This window comes from Micromonospora sp. WMMD754 (assembly GCF_049315235.1).
GTDB classification, from domain to species: domain Bacteria; phylum Actinomycetota; class Actinomycetes; order Mycobacteriales; family Micromonosporaceae; genus Micromonospora; species Micromonospora sediminicola.
Window position 1 is genome coordinate 2747361 of sequence record NZ_CP186058.1, and the last position, 14568, is coordinate 2761928.

The 14568-nt window shown below is 71.7% G+C and carries 13 protein-coding genes, 1 tRNA gene and 1 pseudogene; 12 read left to right on the plus strand and 3 right to left on the minus strand.

Features of this window, described 5'->3' with window-relative positions; genetic code table 11:
* Positions 1-2 precede the first annotated feature (2 nt).
* From ACN27B_RS13505 to ACN27B_RS13515, 3 genes are all read left to right on the plus strand, one after another.
* On the plus strand, positions 3-1802 hold the full coding sequence (locus tag ACN27B_RS13505; protein ID WP_099162653.1) for an ABC-F family ATP-binding cassette domain-containing protein: 1800 nt from the start codon (positions 3-5) through the stop codon (positions 1800-1802).
* Between the two features lie 87 nt (positions 1803-1889).
* Positions 1890-2345, plus strand: coding sequence for a DUF4383 domain-containing protein (locus ACN27B_RS13510; RefSeq protein ID WP_422745234.1), 456 nt, complete (start codon positions 1890-1892; stop codon positions 2343-2345).
* Between the two features lie 115 nt (positions 2346-2460).
* Positions 2461-2931: a DUF4383 domain-containing protein gene (locus ACN27B_RS13515; RefSeq protein ID WP_099162651.1), complete on the plus strand. Its 471-nt coding sequence runs from the start codon at positions 2461-2463 to the stop codon at positions 2929-2931.
* On the opposite strand, the gene ACN27B_RS13520 is transcribed toward ACN27B_RS13515, so the two are convergent.
* The gene (locus tag ACN27B_RS13520; protein ID WP_091582500.1) at positions 2928-3593 is read right to left on the minus strand and encodes a TetR/AcrR family transcriptional regulator; all 666 of its coding nucleotides are present in this window, start codon (positions 3591-3593) and stop codon (positions 2928-2930) included. The two genes, ACN27B_RS13515 and ACN27B_RS13520, sit on opposite strands and share 4 nt — an antisense overlap.
* Before the next feature lie 77 nt (positions 3594-3670).
* Here ACN27B_RS13520 and ACN27B_RS13525 point away from each other — a divergent pair, with 77 nt between their 5' ends.
* The 9 genes and pseudogenes from ACN27B_RS13525 to cysN all read left to right on the plus strand — a co-directional run bounded on the left by ACN27B_RS13525 (position 3671) and on the right by cysN (position 12161).
* On the plus strand, positions 3671-4531 hold the full coding sequence (locus ACN27B_RS13525; RefSeq protein WP_422745237.1) for a helix-turn-helix domain-containing protein: 861 nt from the start codon (positions 3671-3673) through the stop codon (positions 4529-4531).
* Positions 4532-4546: 15 nt separating this feature from the next.
* Positions 4547-4618: transfer RNA gene (locus ACN27B_RS13530), tRNA-Gln, on the plus strand.
* Positions 4619-4694: 76 nt separating this feature from the next.
* A pseudogene (gene glmU / locus ACN27B_RS13535) lies at positions 4695-6257 on the plus strand (bifunctional UDP-N-acetylglucosamine diphosphorylase/glucosamine-1-phosphate N-acetyltransferase GlmU); the annotation flags it as partial.
* A 55-nt stretch (positions 6258-6312) separates the two neighbouring features.
* The gene (locus ACN27B_RS13540; protein WP_091582494.1) at positions 6313-7293 is read left to right on the plus strand and encodes a ribose-phosphate diphosphokinase; all 981 of its coding nucleotides are present in this window, start codon (positions 6313-6315) and stop codon (positions 7291-7293) included.
* A 283-nt stretch (positions 7294-7576) separates the two neighbouring features.
* Positions 7577-8269: a 50S ribosomal protein L25/general stress protein Ctc gene (locus ACN27B_RS13545; RefSeq protein ID WP_099162648.1), complete on the plus strand. Its 693-nt coding sequence runs from the start codon at positions 7577-7579 to the stop codon at positions 8267-8269.
* Between the two features lie 96 nt (positions 8270-8365).
* On the plus strand, positions 8366-8956 hold the full coding sequence (pth, locus tag ACN27B_RS13550; protein ID WP_422745240.1) for an aminoacyl-tRNA hydrolase: 591 nt from the start codon (positions 8366-8368) through the stop codon (positions 8954-8956).
* A 75-nt stretch (positions 8957-9031) separates the two neighbouring features.
* Positions 9032-9865, plus strand: a complete 834-nt coding sequence (locus ACN27B_RS13555) for an inositol monophosphatase family protein (protein ID WP_422745242.1) — start codon at positions 9032-9034, stop codon at positions 9863-9865.
* A gap of 80 nt (positions 9866-9945) precedes the next feature.
* Positions 9946-10857 (plus strand): sulfate adenylyltransferase subunit CysD, encoded by a 912-nt coding sequence (cysD, locus tag ACN27B_RS13560; protein WP_091582481.1) that lies wholly within the window; start codon positions 9946-9948, stop codon positions 10855-10857.
* Entirely contained in the window at positions 10857-12161 is a 1305-nt protein-coding gene (gene cysN, locus ACN27B_RS13565; protein ID WP_091582478.1) for a sulfate adenylyltransferase subunit CysN, read from the plus strand. The genes cysD and cysN overlap by 1 nt, the downstream gene beginning before the upstream one ends.
* A gap of 87 nt (positions 12162-12248) precedes the next feature.
* Here cysN and galK read toward each other — a convergent pair whose 3' ends face one another.
* Both galK and galE read right to left on the minus strand, forming a co-directional pair.
* Positions 12249-13418 carry a galactokinase gene (galK, locus tag ACN27B_RS13570; RefSeq protein ID WP_422745244.1) on the minus strand — a complete coding sequence of 390 codons (1170 nt, stop codon included), beginning with the start codon at positions 13416-13418 and terminating at the stop codon, positions 12249-12251.
* 11 nt (positions 13419-13429) lie between these two features.
* A complete protein-coding gene (galE, locus tag ACN27B_RS13575; RefSeq protein WP_091582472.1) occupies positions 13430-14413 on the minus strand; it encodes a UDP-glucose 4-epimerase GalE in 984 nt (327 codons plus the stop codon).
* Positions 14414-14568 lie beyond the last annotated feature (155 nt).

The following is a 14568-nucleotide window of genomic DNA, read 5'->3' on the forward strand; positions in this document are numbered from 1 at the left end:
CTGTGGCCAACATCGTCAACCTGGACCGGGTGTCCAAGGGGTACGGCGCCGCCGGGCCGCTGCTCACCGACGTCTCGCTCGGCCTCGACGACGCCGACCGGGTCGGCGTCGTCGGCCTCAACGGCGCCGGCAAGTCGACCCTGCTGCGGCTGCTCACCCGCACCGAGGAGCCCGACGACGGCCGCGTCACCCACCGCCGGGACCTGCGCGTGGCCTGGCTGCCGCAGCGCCTGGACCTGGCCCCCGACCTCACCGTGCGGGACGTCGTCCTCGGCACCGCCTGGCTGGACGAGAGCATGGGCGCCGAGCACGAGTGGGCCGGCGACGCCGGCGTCCGGGCCATCCTCGACGGCCTCGGCATGCCCCACCTCGGCCTCGACACGCCGGTGGGCCCGATGTCCGGCGGCGAGCGCCGCCGGGTCGCGCTCGCCGCGCTGCTGGTCCGCGACGCCGACCTGCTCGTCCTCGACGAGCCCACCAACCACCTCGACGTCGGCGGCGTCGACTGGCTGGCCCGGCACCTGGTCAGCCGCAAGGGCGCGCTCGTCGTGGTCACCCACGACCGCTGGTTCCTGGACGCCGTCTGCACCACCACGTGGGAGGTCGCCGACCAGACCGTCCGGGCGTACGAGGGCGGCTTCGCCGCGTGGACGCTGGCCCGCGTCGAGCGGCAGCGGGTCGCCGCGGCCACCGAGGCCCGCCGGCAGAACCTGCTCCGCAAGGAGATCGCCTGGCTGCGCCGGGGCGCGCCGGCGCGCACCTCCAAGCCCAAGTTCCGCATCGACGCCGCCAACGCGCTCATCGCCGACGTGCCGGAACCACGCGACACCATGTCGCTGCAACGGCTCGCCACCGCCCGCCTCGGCAAGCAGGTGTACGACCTGGAGCACGTCCGCCTGCACGCCGGCCCCAAGGAGATCCTGCACGACACCACCTGGCAGGTCGGTCCCGGCGACCGGGTGGCGATCCTCGGGCGCAACGGCGCCGGCAAGACCACTCTGCTGCGGATGCTCGCCGGGGTGACCGGTCCCGACGGCGGCCGGTTCGCCGCCGGGCAGACCGTCCGGCCGGCGTTCCTCTCCCAGGAGCTCGCCGAGCTTCCCGGCCACCTGCGCGTCCTGGAGGCGGTCGAAGAGGTGGCCCGCCGTGTCCAGTTCGGCGACCGGGAGATCAGCGCGTCGCAGCTCGCCGAGATCTTCGGCTTCGACGACCGGCGGCTCTGGACGCCGGTGAGCGACCTGTCCGGCGGTGAGCGCCGCCGCCTCCAGATGCTGCGGCTGCTCGCCGGCGAACCCAACGTGCTCCTGCTCGACGAGCCCACCAACGACCTGGACACCGACACGCTCGCCGCGCTGGAGGACCTGCTCGACTCCTGGCCCGGCACCATCGTGGTGGCCAGCCACGACCGCTACCTGATCGAGCGGGTCACCGACGTCGCGTACGGCATGTTCGGCGACGGCCGGCTCGTGCACCTGCCCGGCGGCGTCGACGAGTACCTCGCCCGCGCCGCCGCGGCCGGCGGCCCGGCACCCGCCGACCTCACCCCCGGCACGGCCGCCCCGGCCCGCGACGGCATGTCCGCCGCCGAGGTACGCGTCGCGAAGAAGGAACTCACCCGGCTGGAGCGGCAGATCGCCAAGCTGGAGCAGAAGGAGGCGGGCCTGCACGAGCAGCTCGCCGCCAACGCCACCGACTACGCGAAGGTGGCCGAGCTGGACGCCCAGCTCAAGGAGGTGCGGGCCGAGCGGGACCGCACCGAGGAGACCTGGCTGGCCCTGGCCGAGGAGCTGCCGGCCGGCTGAGCATGGGGGGTGTGCGGCGTCACTGACCGGCGTACGCGACAATCAGCGGCGGAACCCTCGTCCGAACGGTCTTTTGGAGACGCAGAGATGGCCCACACCCCCGTCAACCACCCCGCGCGGCCGATCTACCGGGCGATCGGCGGGCTCGTTGGTCTGTACTTCGTCGTCTTCGGCGGCCTCGGCATCATCGCCAGCGCCGGCAACGACTTCTTCGCCCAGGACGACACCAAGGTCCTCGGTCAGGGCACCAACATGGGCCTCTCGCTGCTGTCGGTGCTCATCGGCGTGGTGATCCTGGTCGGCACCGCGATCGGCCGCAACCTCGACGTGGCGATCAACCAGTGGCTGGCCTACACCCTGATGGCCATCGGCCTGGCCGCCCTGGCGTTCATCCAGACCGACGCCAACATCCTCAACTTCTCGATCATGACGGTGGTCGTGGTCCTGACCCTCGCGCTGGTGCTCCTGATGGTCGGCATGTACGGCAAGGTCGGCACCGACGACGAGCACGAGGCCTGGCAGAAGGCCCGCCTGGTGCTCTGACCCCGATCCATCCCGAAGGCCCGGCGTGCGCGCCGGGCCTTCGGCGTTTTCCGGTACGGGAACCGGCGCCCCGGGTGACAATTGCCCCGAATCAGTCAGATGGCTGGAGGGCTGCATGGCGCACTTCCCGGTGAACCATCCCGCGCGACCGCTCTACCGGCTGCTGTCCGGGCTCATCGGTCTCTACATCCTGGTCTTCGGGGTCTACGGCGTCTTCCAGACCTGGGGCGAAGGGCTGTTCGCCCGCAACAGCAACTGGGCCCTCGGGCTCCGCACCAACCTGGCCTTCTCGCTGGTCTCGGTGATCTTCGGCGCGATCCTGATCGTCGGCGCGTCCCGCCGGAACAACCTCGGGCACTACATGAACCTCACCGCCGGCGCGGTCTTCCTGGTCACCGGCATCCTCATGATGTCCGTGCTGCAGACCTCGGCGAACTTCCTGAACTTCTCGATGTCCACCGTCATCGTGTCGCTGCTGTTCGGGCTGATCCTGCTCGCCACCGGCCTGTACGACAAGGTCGGCCCGCCCGAGCACGCGGAGGAGGAACGCCGCCGCCGCTACCACCCGGTCGCCGAGAGGCCCTAACCCCTGATCGGGCCCGGCTTCGACTCCAGGTGCGACAGGCCGTTCCAGGCCAGGTTCACCAGGTGCGCGGCCACCGTCTCCTTGCGCGGCTTGCGCACCTCCAGCCACCAGCGCCCGGTCAACGCCACCATGCCCACCAGCGCCTGGGAGTAGAGCTCCGCCAGCTTCGGCTCGTAGCCCCGGCTGGAGAACTCGGCGCCGAGGATGTGCTCCACCTGATGGGCGACGTCGTTCATCACGCTGCTGAAGTTGCCCGTCGCCGACATCAGCGGCGACTCACGGACCAGCACCCGGAACCCGCTGGTCTCCTCCTCGATGTAGGTGAGCAACGTCAACGCCGCCTGCTCCAGCAGCTCGCGCGGGTGGCCCGCGGTCAGCGCCGTGGTGATCCGGTCCAGCAGCGAACGGACCTCCCGGTCCACCACCACCGCGTAGAGCCCCTCCTTGCCGCCGAAGTGCTCGTAGACCACCGGCTTGGAGACCTTCGCCCGCGCCGCCACCTCCTCGATCGAGGTGGCGTCGAACCCGCGCTCGGCGAAGATCTGCCGAGCGATCGAGATCAACTGCTCGCGCCGCTGCGCCGCGGACATCCGCACCCGGGACGGCTTCGCCGCCGGGACGGCCCGTCGGCGAGAGCGGTCGCTACCGGGAACATCGGTCACCTGGCCCATCCTGCCAGGCGCTGCTCACCCGGGCCGACCGGTCGGTCGGTGTCGTACGTGCGTTCTAATCTGTGCCGATGACCGATCCGCTCGCCGCCGAGGCGCGCCGTCTGCGCGTCGAGGAACAGCTCTCCGTCGCCGAGATCCGGGCCCGGCTGGGGATCGGTCGTGATCGCGTCTACACGCTGCTGCGCGGTGTGCCGCCCCCCGAACGGACCCGCCGACCCCGTGCCCGGGACGGCGACCGTGCCGAGGCCGTGCGGTTGCGCGCGGCCGGCTGGTCGGTCAACCAGATCGCGGAGCAGCTCGGCGTGGCGAAGTCGACGGCCTACCAGTGGGTGCGGCACCTGCCGCTGGATCCGGACGAGGCGACCGCCGAGCGGCGTCGCGCGCACTCCAAGGCGATGACGGACGCCCGCTGGAGCGCCTACCGGGAGTCGCGGGACGCGGCGCAGGCTGCCGAGCACGCCCGGGCGGCGGGTGCGGTCGGTGGCCTCGGGGAGCGGGATCTGCTGCTGCTGGGCGCGGCGATCTACTGGTGTGAGGGGGCCAAGTCCAAGCCGTGGCGGCGGCCGGTGACGGTGCAGTTCGTCAACAGCGACCCCGGTCTGCTGGCCCTGTTCCTGAGGTTCCTCGACGTCTGCGGCGTGGACCGGGCGGTGCCGACCTACCGGGTGAGCATCCACGAGTCGGCCGACGCCGAGGCTGCCGTCCGGTGGTGGGCGCAGCGGTTGCGCCTCCCTGCGGATCGGTTCCGCCGGACCGTGCTCAAGCGGCACAACCCGACGACGGTGCGGCGGAACACCGGCGACACCTATCACGGGTGCCTGGTGATCACTGTGCCGCGCAGCCGTGCGCTCTACTGGCGGATCGAAGGTATGATCTCCGAGCTGTTCCGGATCGCGGACGAGGATCGAGCCCAAGAGGGCGACCCGTAGGTCTTGACACGGCAATGGGGTGTGGGGTAACGGCAACCCGCAGGCCTTTGGAGCCTTGAGCTCCTGGTTCGAATCCAGGCACCCCAGCTCATCCGCCGGATCGCCCGTGGGCGGACGGCGTTTGTGTGGCCGGATGCGAATTGTGGCGAGCCGCGTGGTTAGCATGACCGCGAGACTGTCGCCGTCCCGACGGGAGCACGTCGTGTCCCAGCCCCACCTCCGCACCGTTGTCGTGCTCGCCGCCGGTGAGGGCAAGCGGATGAAGTCGTCCCTGCCCAAGGTGCTGCACCCACTGCTCGGCCGTACCCTGCTCGGTCACGTCCTCGCCGCGGCCGGGCCACTGGGCGCCGACCGCACGGTGGTCGTGGTCGGCCACGGCGCCGACCAGGTACGGAAACACCTGACCGAGGTCGCGCCGGAGGCCACCCCGGTGCTCCAGGAGCGGCAGCTCGGCACCGGGCACGCGGTCCGGATCGCGCTGGACGCGGTGCCGGACGCGACCGGCACGGTCGTGGTGATCAACGGCGACGTGCCGCTGCTGCGGCCGGCGACCGTCGAGGCCCTGGTCGAGGCGCACGAGGGCGCGGGCGCGGCGGCGACCGTGCTGGCCGCCGAGGTGCCGGACCCGACCGGGCTGGGCCGGATCGTGCGGGACACGCAGGGCCAGCTGGAGCAGATCGTCGAGGAGCGGGACGCCACGCCGCAGCAGCGCGCGCTGCGTGAGATCAACGCGGGCATCTACGCGTTCGACGTGGCCCGGCTGCGGGAGGCGTTGGGCAAGCTGTCCACCGACAACGACCAGGGCGAGGAATACCTGACCGACGTCTTCGCCCTGCTGCGGGACGCCGGCGAGCCGGTGGCGGTGCACTGCGCCGCCGACCACGTGGAGACGCTCGGTTGCAACGACCGGGTGGAGCTGGCCGGGCTGCGCCGGCTGCTGCGCGACCGGGTCAACGAGGGCTGGATGCGCACCGGCGTGAGCATCCTCGACCCGCACACCACCTGGATCGACGTGACCGTGACCGTGGAGAAGGACGCGGTGATCGACCAGAACACCCAGCTCCAGGGCACCACCGTGGTGTGCGCGGGCGCGCTGGTCGGGCCGGACACCACGCTCGTCGACACCGTGGTGGGCGAGGAGGCCAGCGTGGTGCGCAGCCACGCGGTGGGCGCCGAGGTGGGCCCGCAGGCCAGCGTCGGGCCGTACGCGTACCTGCGGCCGGAGTCGCGGCTGGCCCGCAAGGCGAAGGTCGGCACGTTCGTGGAGACCAAGAAGGCGTCGATCGGTGAGGGCTCGAAGGTGCCGCACCTGTCGTACGTGGGGGACGCGACGATCGGCGAGCACAGCAACATCGGCGCGGCGACGGTCTTCGTCAACTACGACGGTGTGCGCAAGCACCACACCACCATCGGCAGTCACGCGCGTACCGGGGCGGACAACATGTTCGTGGCGCCGGTGCGGGTGGGCGACGGCGCGTACACCGCGGCCGGTTCGGTGATCATCGCGGACGTGCCGCCGGGCGCGATGGCGGTGGCGCGCGGTCAGCAGCGCAACGTGGAGGGCTGGGTGGTGCGCAAGCGGTCCGGCACGGCCGCCGCGGAGGCGGCGCAGCGGGCCCGCGAGGGTGCGTCGGAGCCGGGTGTGGCCGCAAGCGAAGGTGACTGACTCCACGGGGACCGCCGGGCCGTGGGTGGACCGGTGAACCCGGGGGATACTGCAACCGAACAGTCCCCGGCCCACCGCCGCCGGGTACCACCGACATACGGGAGCAGACGGGCCCATGGGCAGCATCGTCGCCGAGAACCGCAAGAGCCTGATGCTCTTTTCCGGACGGGGTTTTCCGGAGCTGGCCAAGGAGATCGGTGAGGTGCTCGGCGTCGCGCCGACGCCGGCCGACGCGTACGAATTCGCCAACGGTGAGATCTTCGTACGGTTCAAGGACTCGGTCCGTGGTTCGGACGCCTTCGTGGTGCAGTCCGTGACGCACGGCGTGAACACCTGGGTCATGGAGACCCTGATCATGGTCGACGCGCTGAAGCGTGGTTCGGCCAAGCGGATCACCGTGGTGCTGCCGTTCTACCCCTACTCGCGGCAGGACAAGAAGCACCGCGGCCGGGAGCCGATCTCGGCGCGGCTGGTGGCCGACCTGCTGAAGACCGCGGGCGCGAACCGGATCCTGACGGTGGACCTGCACACCGCGCAGATCCAGGGTTTCTTCGACGGCCCGGTGGACCACCTGTTCGCGATGGACGTGCTGGCCGAGTACGTGGAGCACAAGTACGCCGGCCGCCCGATGACGGTGGTGGCGCCGGACTCGGGCCGGGTGCGGGTGGCCGAGCGCTGGACGGACCGGTTGGGCGGTTGCCCGCTGGCGTTCATCCACAAGACGCGGGACCCGATGAAGCCGAACCAGGTGGTGGCGAACCGCGTGGTCGGTGAGGTCGAGGGCCGGGTCTGCCTGATCGTCGACGACATGATCGACACCGGTGGCACGATCACCAAGGCGGCCGACATCCTCAAGGAGTCGGGGGCGGCGGAGATCGTGGTGGCCTCGACCCACGCGCTGCTGTCCGACCCGGCGACCGAGCGGTTGAAGAACAGCCCGATCAGCGAGGTCGTGGTGACGAACACGCTGCCGCTGCCGCCGGAGAAGCAGCTGGACAAGCTGACCGTGCTGTCGATCGCCCCGCTGCTGGCGCGGGCGATCCGGGAGGTCTTCGACGACGGCTCGGTGACCACCCTGTTCGGTGGCCTGAGCTGATGGTGGGCCCGGTCGCCGGCGTGGTCCGGCGGCCGGGCCGTTGCCCTGCGAGCCGGCCGGCGCGGTGATATGGGGGACTGCCGGAAAGCCCGGAATCCGCTCGGGTAGACTGGTGCGGTTGCCACGGCGAGGGTGCCCGGCGGGCTGCTGACAAGCACCGCACGGAGGCGCCGTCATCGACGCGGTGCTCCGGGCGGTCGTTCATGACCTTGAGCCCCAGCGAGCCCCTCGCCCAGCACCGCCAGACGACAAGCCGCCGCAGCGAAGCATCAGGAGTTTCCCCGTGTCCGAGGTAAAGATCAGCGCCGAGCCCCGTACCGAGTTCGGCAAGGGTGGTGCCCGTCGTACCCGCCGGGCCGGCAAGGTGCCCGCCGTGCTGTACGGCCACGGCGAGAAGCCCAAGCACATCGCGTTGCCGGCGCGTGACTTCGCCGCCGCGATCCGCAAGGGCGGCGCGAACCAGCTCTTCGCGATCGAGGTGAGCGACGGCACCCAGGTGCTGGCGCTGCCGAAGGCGATCCAGCGTGACCCGATCAAGGACACCTTCGAGCACGTGGACCTGCTGCTGGTCCGGCGCGGCGAGAAGGTCACCGTCGAGGTCCCGGTCCAGCTGACCGGCGAGGCCGCGAAGGACACCCTGATCGTGCACGACCACGACACCCTGTCGGTGACCGCCGACGCCACCAAGGTGCCGGACCACCTGGAGGCGTCGATCGAGGGCGCCGAGCCGGGCACCACGATCACCGCCGCCGACGTCGAGCTGCCCTCGGGCGTGGAGCTGGCCATCGACGAGGAGACCGCTGTCGCCTCGGTGACCGCCGCCCCGACCGCCGAGCAGCTCGAGGCCACCCTCCCCGAGGTCGAGGTCGCCGAGGAGGAGGCCGAGGCCGAGGTCGGCGAGGAGACCGCCGAGGGCGAAGAGGGCACCCCGGCCGAGGGCGAGCCGGCTGCCGAGGAGCCGAAGACCGAGGCCTGATCGGCCCGCAGCTGTGCGACAGGCGTCCCCGGTTCCCGGGGGCGCCTGTCGGCGTATCGCCAGGCGGGTCGTGGGGAAGAGCGGAAGGGACGTGGCGTGACGGACGAGGCGGGGCCGTGGCTGGTGGTCGGCCTGGGCAACCCGGGCCGGGAGTACGCGGCCAACCGGCACAACGTCGGCTTCATGGTGGCCGACCTGCTGGCCGCCCGGGTGGGCGCGAAGTTCGGCCGGCACAAGCGGGCGGTGGCGGAGGCGGCCGAGGGGCGGCTGGGGTTCGGCGGCCCGAAGCTGGTGCTGCTGAAGCCGTTGACCTACATGAACCTCTCCGGCGGCCCGGTGGCCGGGCTGGCCCAGTTCCACAAGATCCCGCCGGCCCGGGTGATCGCCGTGCACGACGAGCTGGACATCCCGTACGGGCAGGTGCGGGTCAAGTGCGGCGGCGGCGAGGGCGGCCACAACGGGCTGCGGTCGATGTCGAAGTCGCTCGGCACGAAGGACTACGTCCGGGTGCGGTTCGGGATCGGTCGGCCGCCCGGCCGGCAGGATCCGGCGGACTACGTGCTGTCGGACTTCTCCGCCGCGGAGCGCAAGGAACTGGAGTTCCTGGTGGACCGCGCGGCGGACGTGGTGGAGTCGGTGGTCACCAGGGGTGTGGAGCCGACGCAGAACCTGTACCACGGGGGTTGACCGGCAGGTCGCTCGCCGGCCGGTAGTCTGCGCCTTTGCGACGGGAGCGAAGGCAGCGACGGGAGCGAAGACACCATGGGCAGTCCTCCGATGATCGACGGCGCGTTCGCGCGCTGGCTCGCGTCGCGGGCCGGGCAGGCGCTGGTGGCCCTGCGCGCGGAGATGGGCTTCGCCGACGCCGGGGCGTTGCGGTCCGCCGGGGACAAGATCTCGCACGACCTGATCCGTACCGAGCTGGCGCGGTGGCGCCCGGCGGACGCGGTGCTGTCGGAGGAGGACGAGGGGTCGCGGCTGGCCTGGACCGCCGAGGTGAGCGACGAGGCGATGCCCCGGCTGACCGCGGACCGGGTGTGGATCGTCGACCCGCTGGACGGCACCCGGGAGTACGCCGAGGACGGGCGCGCGGACTGGGCGGTGCACGTGGCGCTCTGGTCGCGGCACGCGCCCTCGCCGCACGGTCTGGTGGCGGGCGCGGTGGGGCTGCCGGCGCAGCACCGGGTGCTGGGCACGGACTACCCGCCGGCGTACCCGCCGATGCGGTTGGAGGCGGCCACGGCGGCCGGCGCGCGGACCATCCGGTTGGCGGCCAGTCGTAGCCGTCCGCCGGTTTTCCTGACCGATCTGGCAGAGGACGTCGGCGCTCATCTGGTCCCGATGGGCTCGGCGGGCGCGAAGATCGCCGCCGTGGTGACCGGTGAGGTCGACGCGTACATCCACGCGGGCGGTCAGTACGAGTGGGACTCGGCCGCTCCGGTCGCTGTGGCGACGGCCACCGGATTGCATGCTTCCCGGATCGACGGTTCTGCGCTGGAATACAACGGGGCCGACCCTCGCCTACCCGATCTGCTGGTCTGCCGCAAGGATCTCGCGGGTCGGTTGCTTGCAGCGCTGCAGCGGCATTCCGGGTAACCTGAGCAATCTTCTTCACGACTCCGACCGGAAAGGTCTGGAATCCCGATGTGCGGATCCGAGCGAATCGAGTTCGTGTCATGACGTCCCCCGCCGCGTACCAGGTGTCGCACCTCGACGCGCTCGAGGCGGAGAGCATCTTCGTGATGCGCGAGGTCGTCGCCGAGATGGAGCGGCCGGTGCTGCTCTTCTCCGGCGGCAAGGACTCGATCGTGATGCTCCGGTTGGCCCAGAAGGCGTTCGCCCCGGCCAACATCCCGTTCCCGGTGATGCACGTGGACACCGGGCACAACTTCCCCGAGGTGCTCGACTACCGCGACCAGCGGGTGGCCGAGCTGGGCCTGCAGCTCATCGTGGCCAGCGTGCCGGAGGCCCTGAACAAGGGCATGGTCCGCGAGTCGGCCGACGGCATGCGCAACCGCATCCAGACCCCGGTGCTGCTCGACGCGGTGGAGAAGCACCGGTTCGACGCGCTCTTCGGCGGCGCCCGGCGGGACGAGGAGAAGGCCCGGGCCAAGGAGCGGGTGTTCAGCTTCCGCGACGAGTTCGGCCAGTGGGACCCGAAGAACCAGCGCCCGGAGCTGTGGTCGCTCTACAACGGCCGGCACCACCCCGGCGAGTCGATCCGGGTGTTCCCGCTGTCCAACTGGACCGAGCTGGACGTCTGGCACTACATCGCGCGGGAGCGGATCCCGCTGCCGTCGATCTACTACGCGCACGAGCGCGAGGTGATCGAGCGCGACGGCATGTTCTACGCGGTCAACGAGTTCTTCCGGGCCCGCGCCGGCGAGCAGCCGTTCAAGGCCCAGGTGCGGTACCGGACCGTGGGCGACGCCTCCTGCACCGCGGCGGTCCGCTCGGACGCCGACACGGTGGAGAAGGTGATCGAGGAGGTGGCCGCCACCCGGATCACCGAGCGCGGCGCGACGCGCGGCGACGACCGGGTCAGCGAGGCCGCCATGGAGGACCGCAAGCGAGAGGGCTACTTCTGATGAGCGTCGAGACTGTGGCGCCGGCCGAGGCCGACGCGTCGGCCCGGCCGATGGACCTGCTGCGGTTCGCCACCGCCGGCAGCGTCGACGACGGCAAGTCGACCCTGATCGGCCGGCTGCTGTACGACACCAAGTCGCTCTTCAGCGACCAGCTCGCCGCGGTCGAGGCGGTCAGCGCCGCGCGGGGCGACGAATACACCAACCTGGCGCTGCTCACCGACGGCCTGCGCGCCGAGCGGGAGCAGGGCATCACCATCGACGTGGCGTACCGCTACTTCGCCACCCCGCGGCGGAAGTTCATCATCGCCGACACCCCCGGGCACATCCAGTACACCCGGAACATGGTCACCGGCGCCTCCACCGCCGACCTGGCGCTGATCCTGGTGGACGCGCGCAAGGGCCTGGTGGAGCAGTCCCGCCGGCACGCCTTCCTCTGTTCGCTGCTGCGGGTGCCGCACCTGGTCCTGTGCGTGAACAAGATGGACCTGGTCGACTGGTCGCAGGAGGTCTTCGAGCGGATCGCCGACGAGTTCACCGCGTTCGCCGCGAAGCTCGACGTGCCGGACCTGACCGTGGTGCCGATCTCCGCGCTGCGCGGCGACAACATCGTCTCCCGCTCCGAGAACATGCAGTGGTACGAGGGTCCGTCGCTGCTGCACCACCTGGAGCGGGTGCACATCGCCTCCGACCGCAACCTGGTCGACGTGCGGTTCCCGGTGCAGTACGTGATCCGGCCGCAGTCCACCACCGTCACCGACTACCGGGGCTACGCCGGCCAGGTGGCCTCGGGCGTGCTCAAGCCGGGCGACGAGGTGATGGTGCTGCCGTCGGGCTTCACCAGCCGCATCGCCGCGGTGGAGACCGCCGACGGGCCGGTGGACGAGGCGTTCCCGCCGATGTCGGTGACGGTTCGGCTGACTGACGAGATCGACATCTCCCGCGGTGACATGATCTGCCGGCCGAACAACGCGCCGATGGTCGCGCAGGACATCGAGGCGATGGTCTGCTGGATGGACGAGAGCCGGCCGTTGCAGGTCGGCGGCAGGTACGCGATCAAGCACACCACTCGGACGGCGCGGACGATCGTGCGGGAGCTGCACTACCGGTTGGACGTCAACTCGCTGCACCGGGACGAGTCGGCCGGTGAGCTGAAGCTCAACGAGATCGGCCGGGTGCGGCTGCGCACCACCGTCCCGCTGCTCGCCGACGAGTACCGGCGCAACCGCACCACCGGCGGGTTCGTCATCATCGACGAGGCCACCAACCGGACGGTCGGCGCGGGCATGATCGTCGAAGCCGGCTGACCCTGGCGTAAGGAAGGGCCCCTTGTTAACAGTGAGTGTTAACAAGGGGCCCTTCCTCTACCGCAGGCGTTAATAGGGGGCCCTTCCTTACAAGCGGGTCACGCCGCCGGCGGGCTGGACGGTGAGCGTGCCGGGGGCGGCCAAGCCGCGCTCGGCGTACGCGGCGGCCACCGCGTCGGCCACCGTGTCGGCGGCGTCCGCGTCGACCAGGGCGAGCACGCAGCCGCCGAACCCGCCGCCGGTCATCCGCGCGCCGTGGGCGCCGGCGGCGAGCGCCGCCTCGACCGCGGTGTCGACCTCCGGCACGGTGATCTCGAAGTCGTCGCGCATCGAGGCGTGCGACGCGGTCAGCAGCGGGCCGATCTCGCGGACCCGGCCGGCGCGCAGCAACGCGACCGTGTCGAGCACCCGCTGGTCCTCGGTGACCACGTGCCGGACCCGGCGGCGGGTCTCGTCGTCGTCGAGGCGGGCCAGCGCCGCGTCGAGGTCGGCGGTGGGTACGTCGCGCAGGGCGGCCACGCCGAGCGTCGCGGCGGCCCGCTCGCAGCTCTTGCGCCGGGCGGCGTACTCGCCGTCGGCGTGCCGGTGCGGGGCGCGGCTGTCCACGACCAGCACGGCCAGCCCGGCCGCGGCCGGGTCGAACGGGATCTGCTCGACCTCCTCGGTGCGGCAGTCGAGGAAGAGCGCGTGCCCCTGGAGGCCCCGGATCACCGCGGACTGGTCCATGATCCCGGTGGGCGCGCCGACGTAGTCGTTCTCGGCCCGCTGGGCGAGCCGGGGCCAGCGCTCGGTGGGCAGGTCCAGCGCGCCGAGGTCGACCAGGGCGGCCAGCACGGCCGACTCGATCGCGGCCGACGAGGAGAGCCCGGAGCCGACCGGGACGTCGGAGGCGATGGCGAGGCGCGCGCCGGGGACGTCGAGGCCGGCGGCGCGCAGCGCCCACACCACCCCGGCCACGTAGGCGGCCCAGCCGTCGACCCGGCCGGGGTCGTCGGCCTTCTCGGCCCCGAACTCCACCGGCTCGTCGTCCAGCTCCGACCAGACCGTCCAGCGCCCGTCCGGGCCGGGCGCCGCGGCGACCACGGTACGCAGCGGCAGCGCGAAGGGCAGCACGAAGCCGTCGTTGTAGTCGGTGTGCTCGCCGATCAGGTTGACCCGCCCGGGAGCTGCCCAGCGGCCCGCCGGCTCGGCGTCGTACCGCTGCCGGAAGCCGGCGGTGGCGCGGTCGGTGACGTCGCCGCGGCGACCGTCACCCACGCTCGCGGGGCTCACGCGGGCCGACCGACGTGCTCGCGGTAGAACGCCCAGGCGTCGCCGACCATGTCGTGCAGCGTCGGCTTCGCCGGCGTCCACCCGAGTTCGTCGCGGGCCAGGGCGGACGACGCGACCAGCTCGGCGGGGTCGCCCTCGCGGCGCGGCGCCACCTCGACCGGCACCGGGTGGCCGGTGACCTCGCGGACCACGTCGACGACCTGGCGGTTGGTGAAGCCGTTGCCGTTGCCCAGGTTGTAGATCCGGTGCCGGCCCGGGGTGGCCGCGTCGAGGGCGAGCAGGTGGGCGCGGGCCAGGTCCTCGACGTGGATGTAGTCGCGCACGCAGGTGCCGTCGACGGTGGGGTAGTCGTCGCCGAAGAGTTGGAGCTTCTCCCGGCGGCCGGCGGCCACGTCGAGGGCGATCGGGATGAGGTGGGTCTCCGGTTCGTGCCGTTCGCCGATGGCGAGCCCGTCGTGCAGGTAGGCCCCGGCGACGTTGAAGTAGCGCAGCGAGACGGCGCCCAGGTCGTGCGCGACCGCCTCGGAGGTCAGCGCCATGTCGACGGCCAGTTTCGTCGCGCCGTAGGTGTTGGTGGGGGCCTTGACGGCGGTTTCGGGGATGGGCAGCTCGGTGGGGTTGCCGTAGACGGCGGCGGTGGAGGAGAACACCATCCGGGGCACCCGGGCGGCGCGGACCGCGTCGATCAGGGCGAGTGAGCCGACGGTGTTGGTGTGCCAGTAGAGCTCCGGCTTGATCATCGACTCGCCGGCGGCGATCAGCGCGGCGAAGTGCAGCACGCCGTCGAACCCGGCGTCGGGGGTGAGCACCCGGGCGGCCTCGTGCACCGACAGCTCGACGTGCGTCGCCTCGGGGGCGAGCGCCTCGCGGTGGCCGGTGCGCAGGTCGTCCAGCACGGTCACCTGGTGGCCGTGGTCGAGCAGCATCCGGGTCACCACGCTGCCGATGTAGCCGGCGCCGCCGGTGACGAGCAGTTTCACGCGAGGTCCTCCTCTGCCTGGCCGCGTTCCGCGTCGGCCGTCCGTGATCACCCTACGGCCGACGGCTGTGCCACCGCTGTCGAGTGAGCCTCCCTCCATTCCATCACAATCCATCAGGATTGAACAGATCCGAACATCCGGGCGGGTGGACGGCG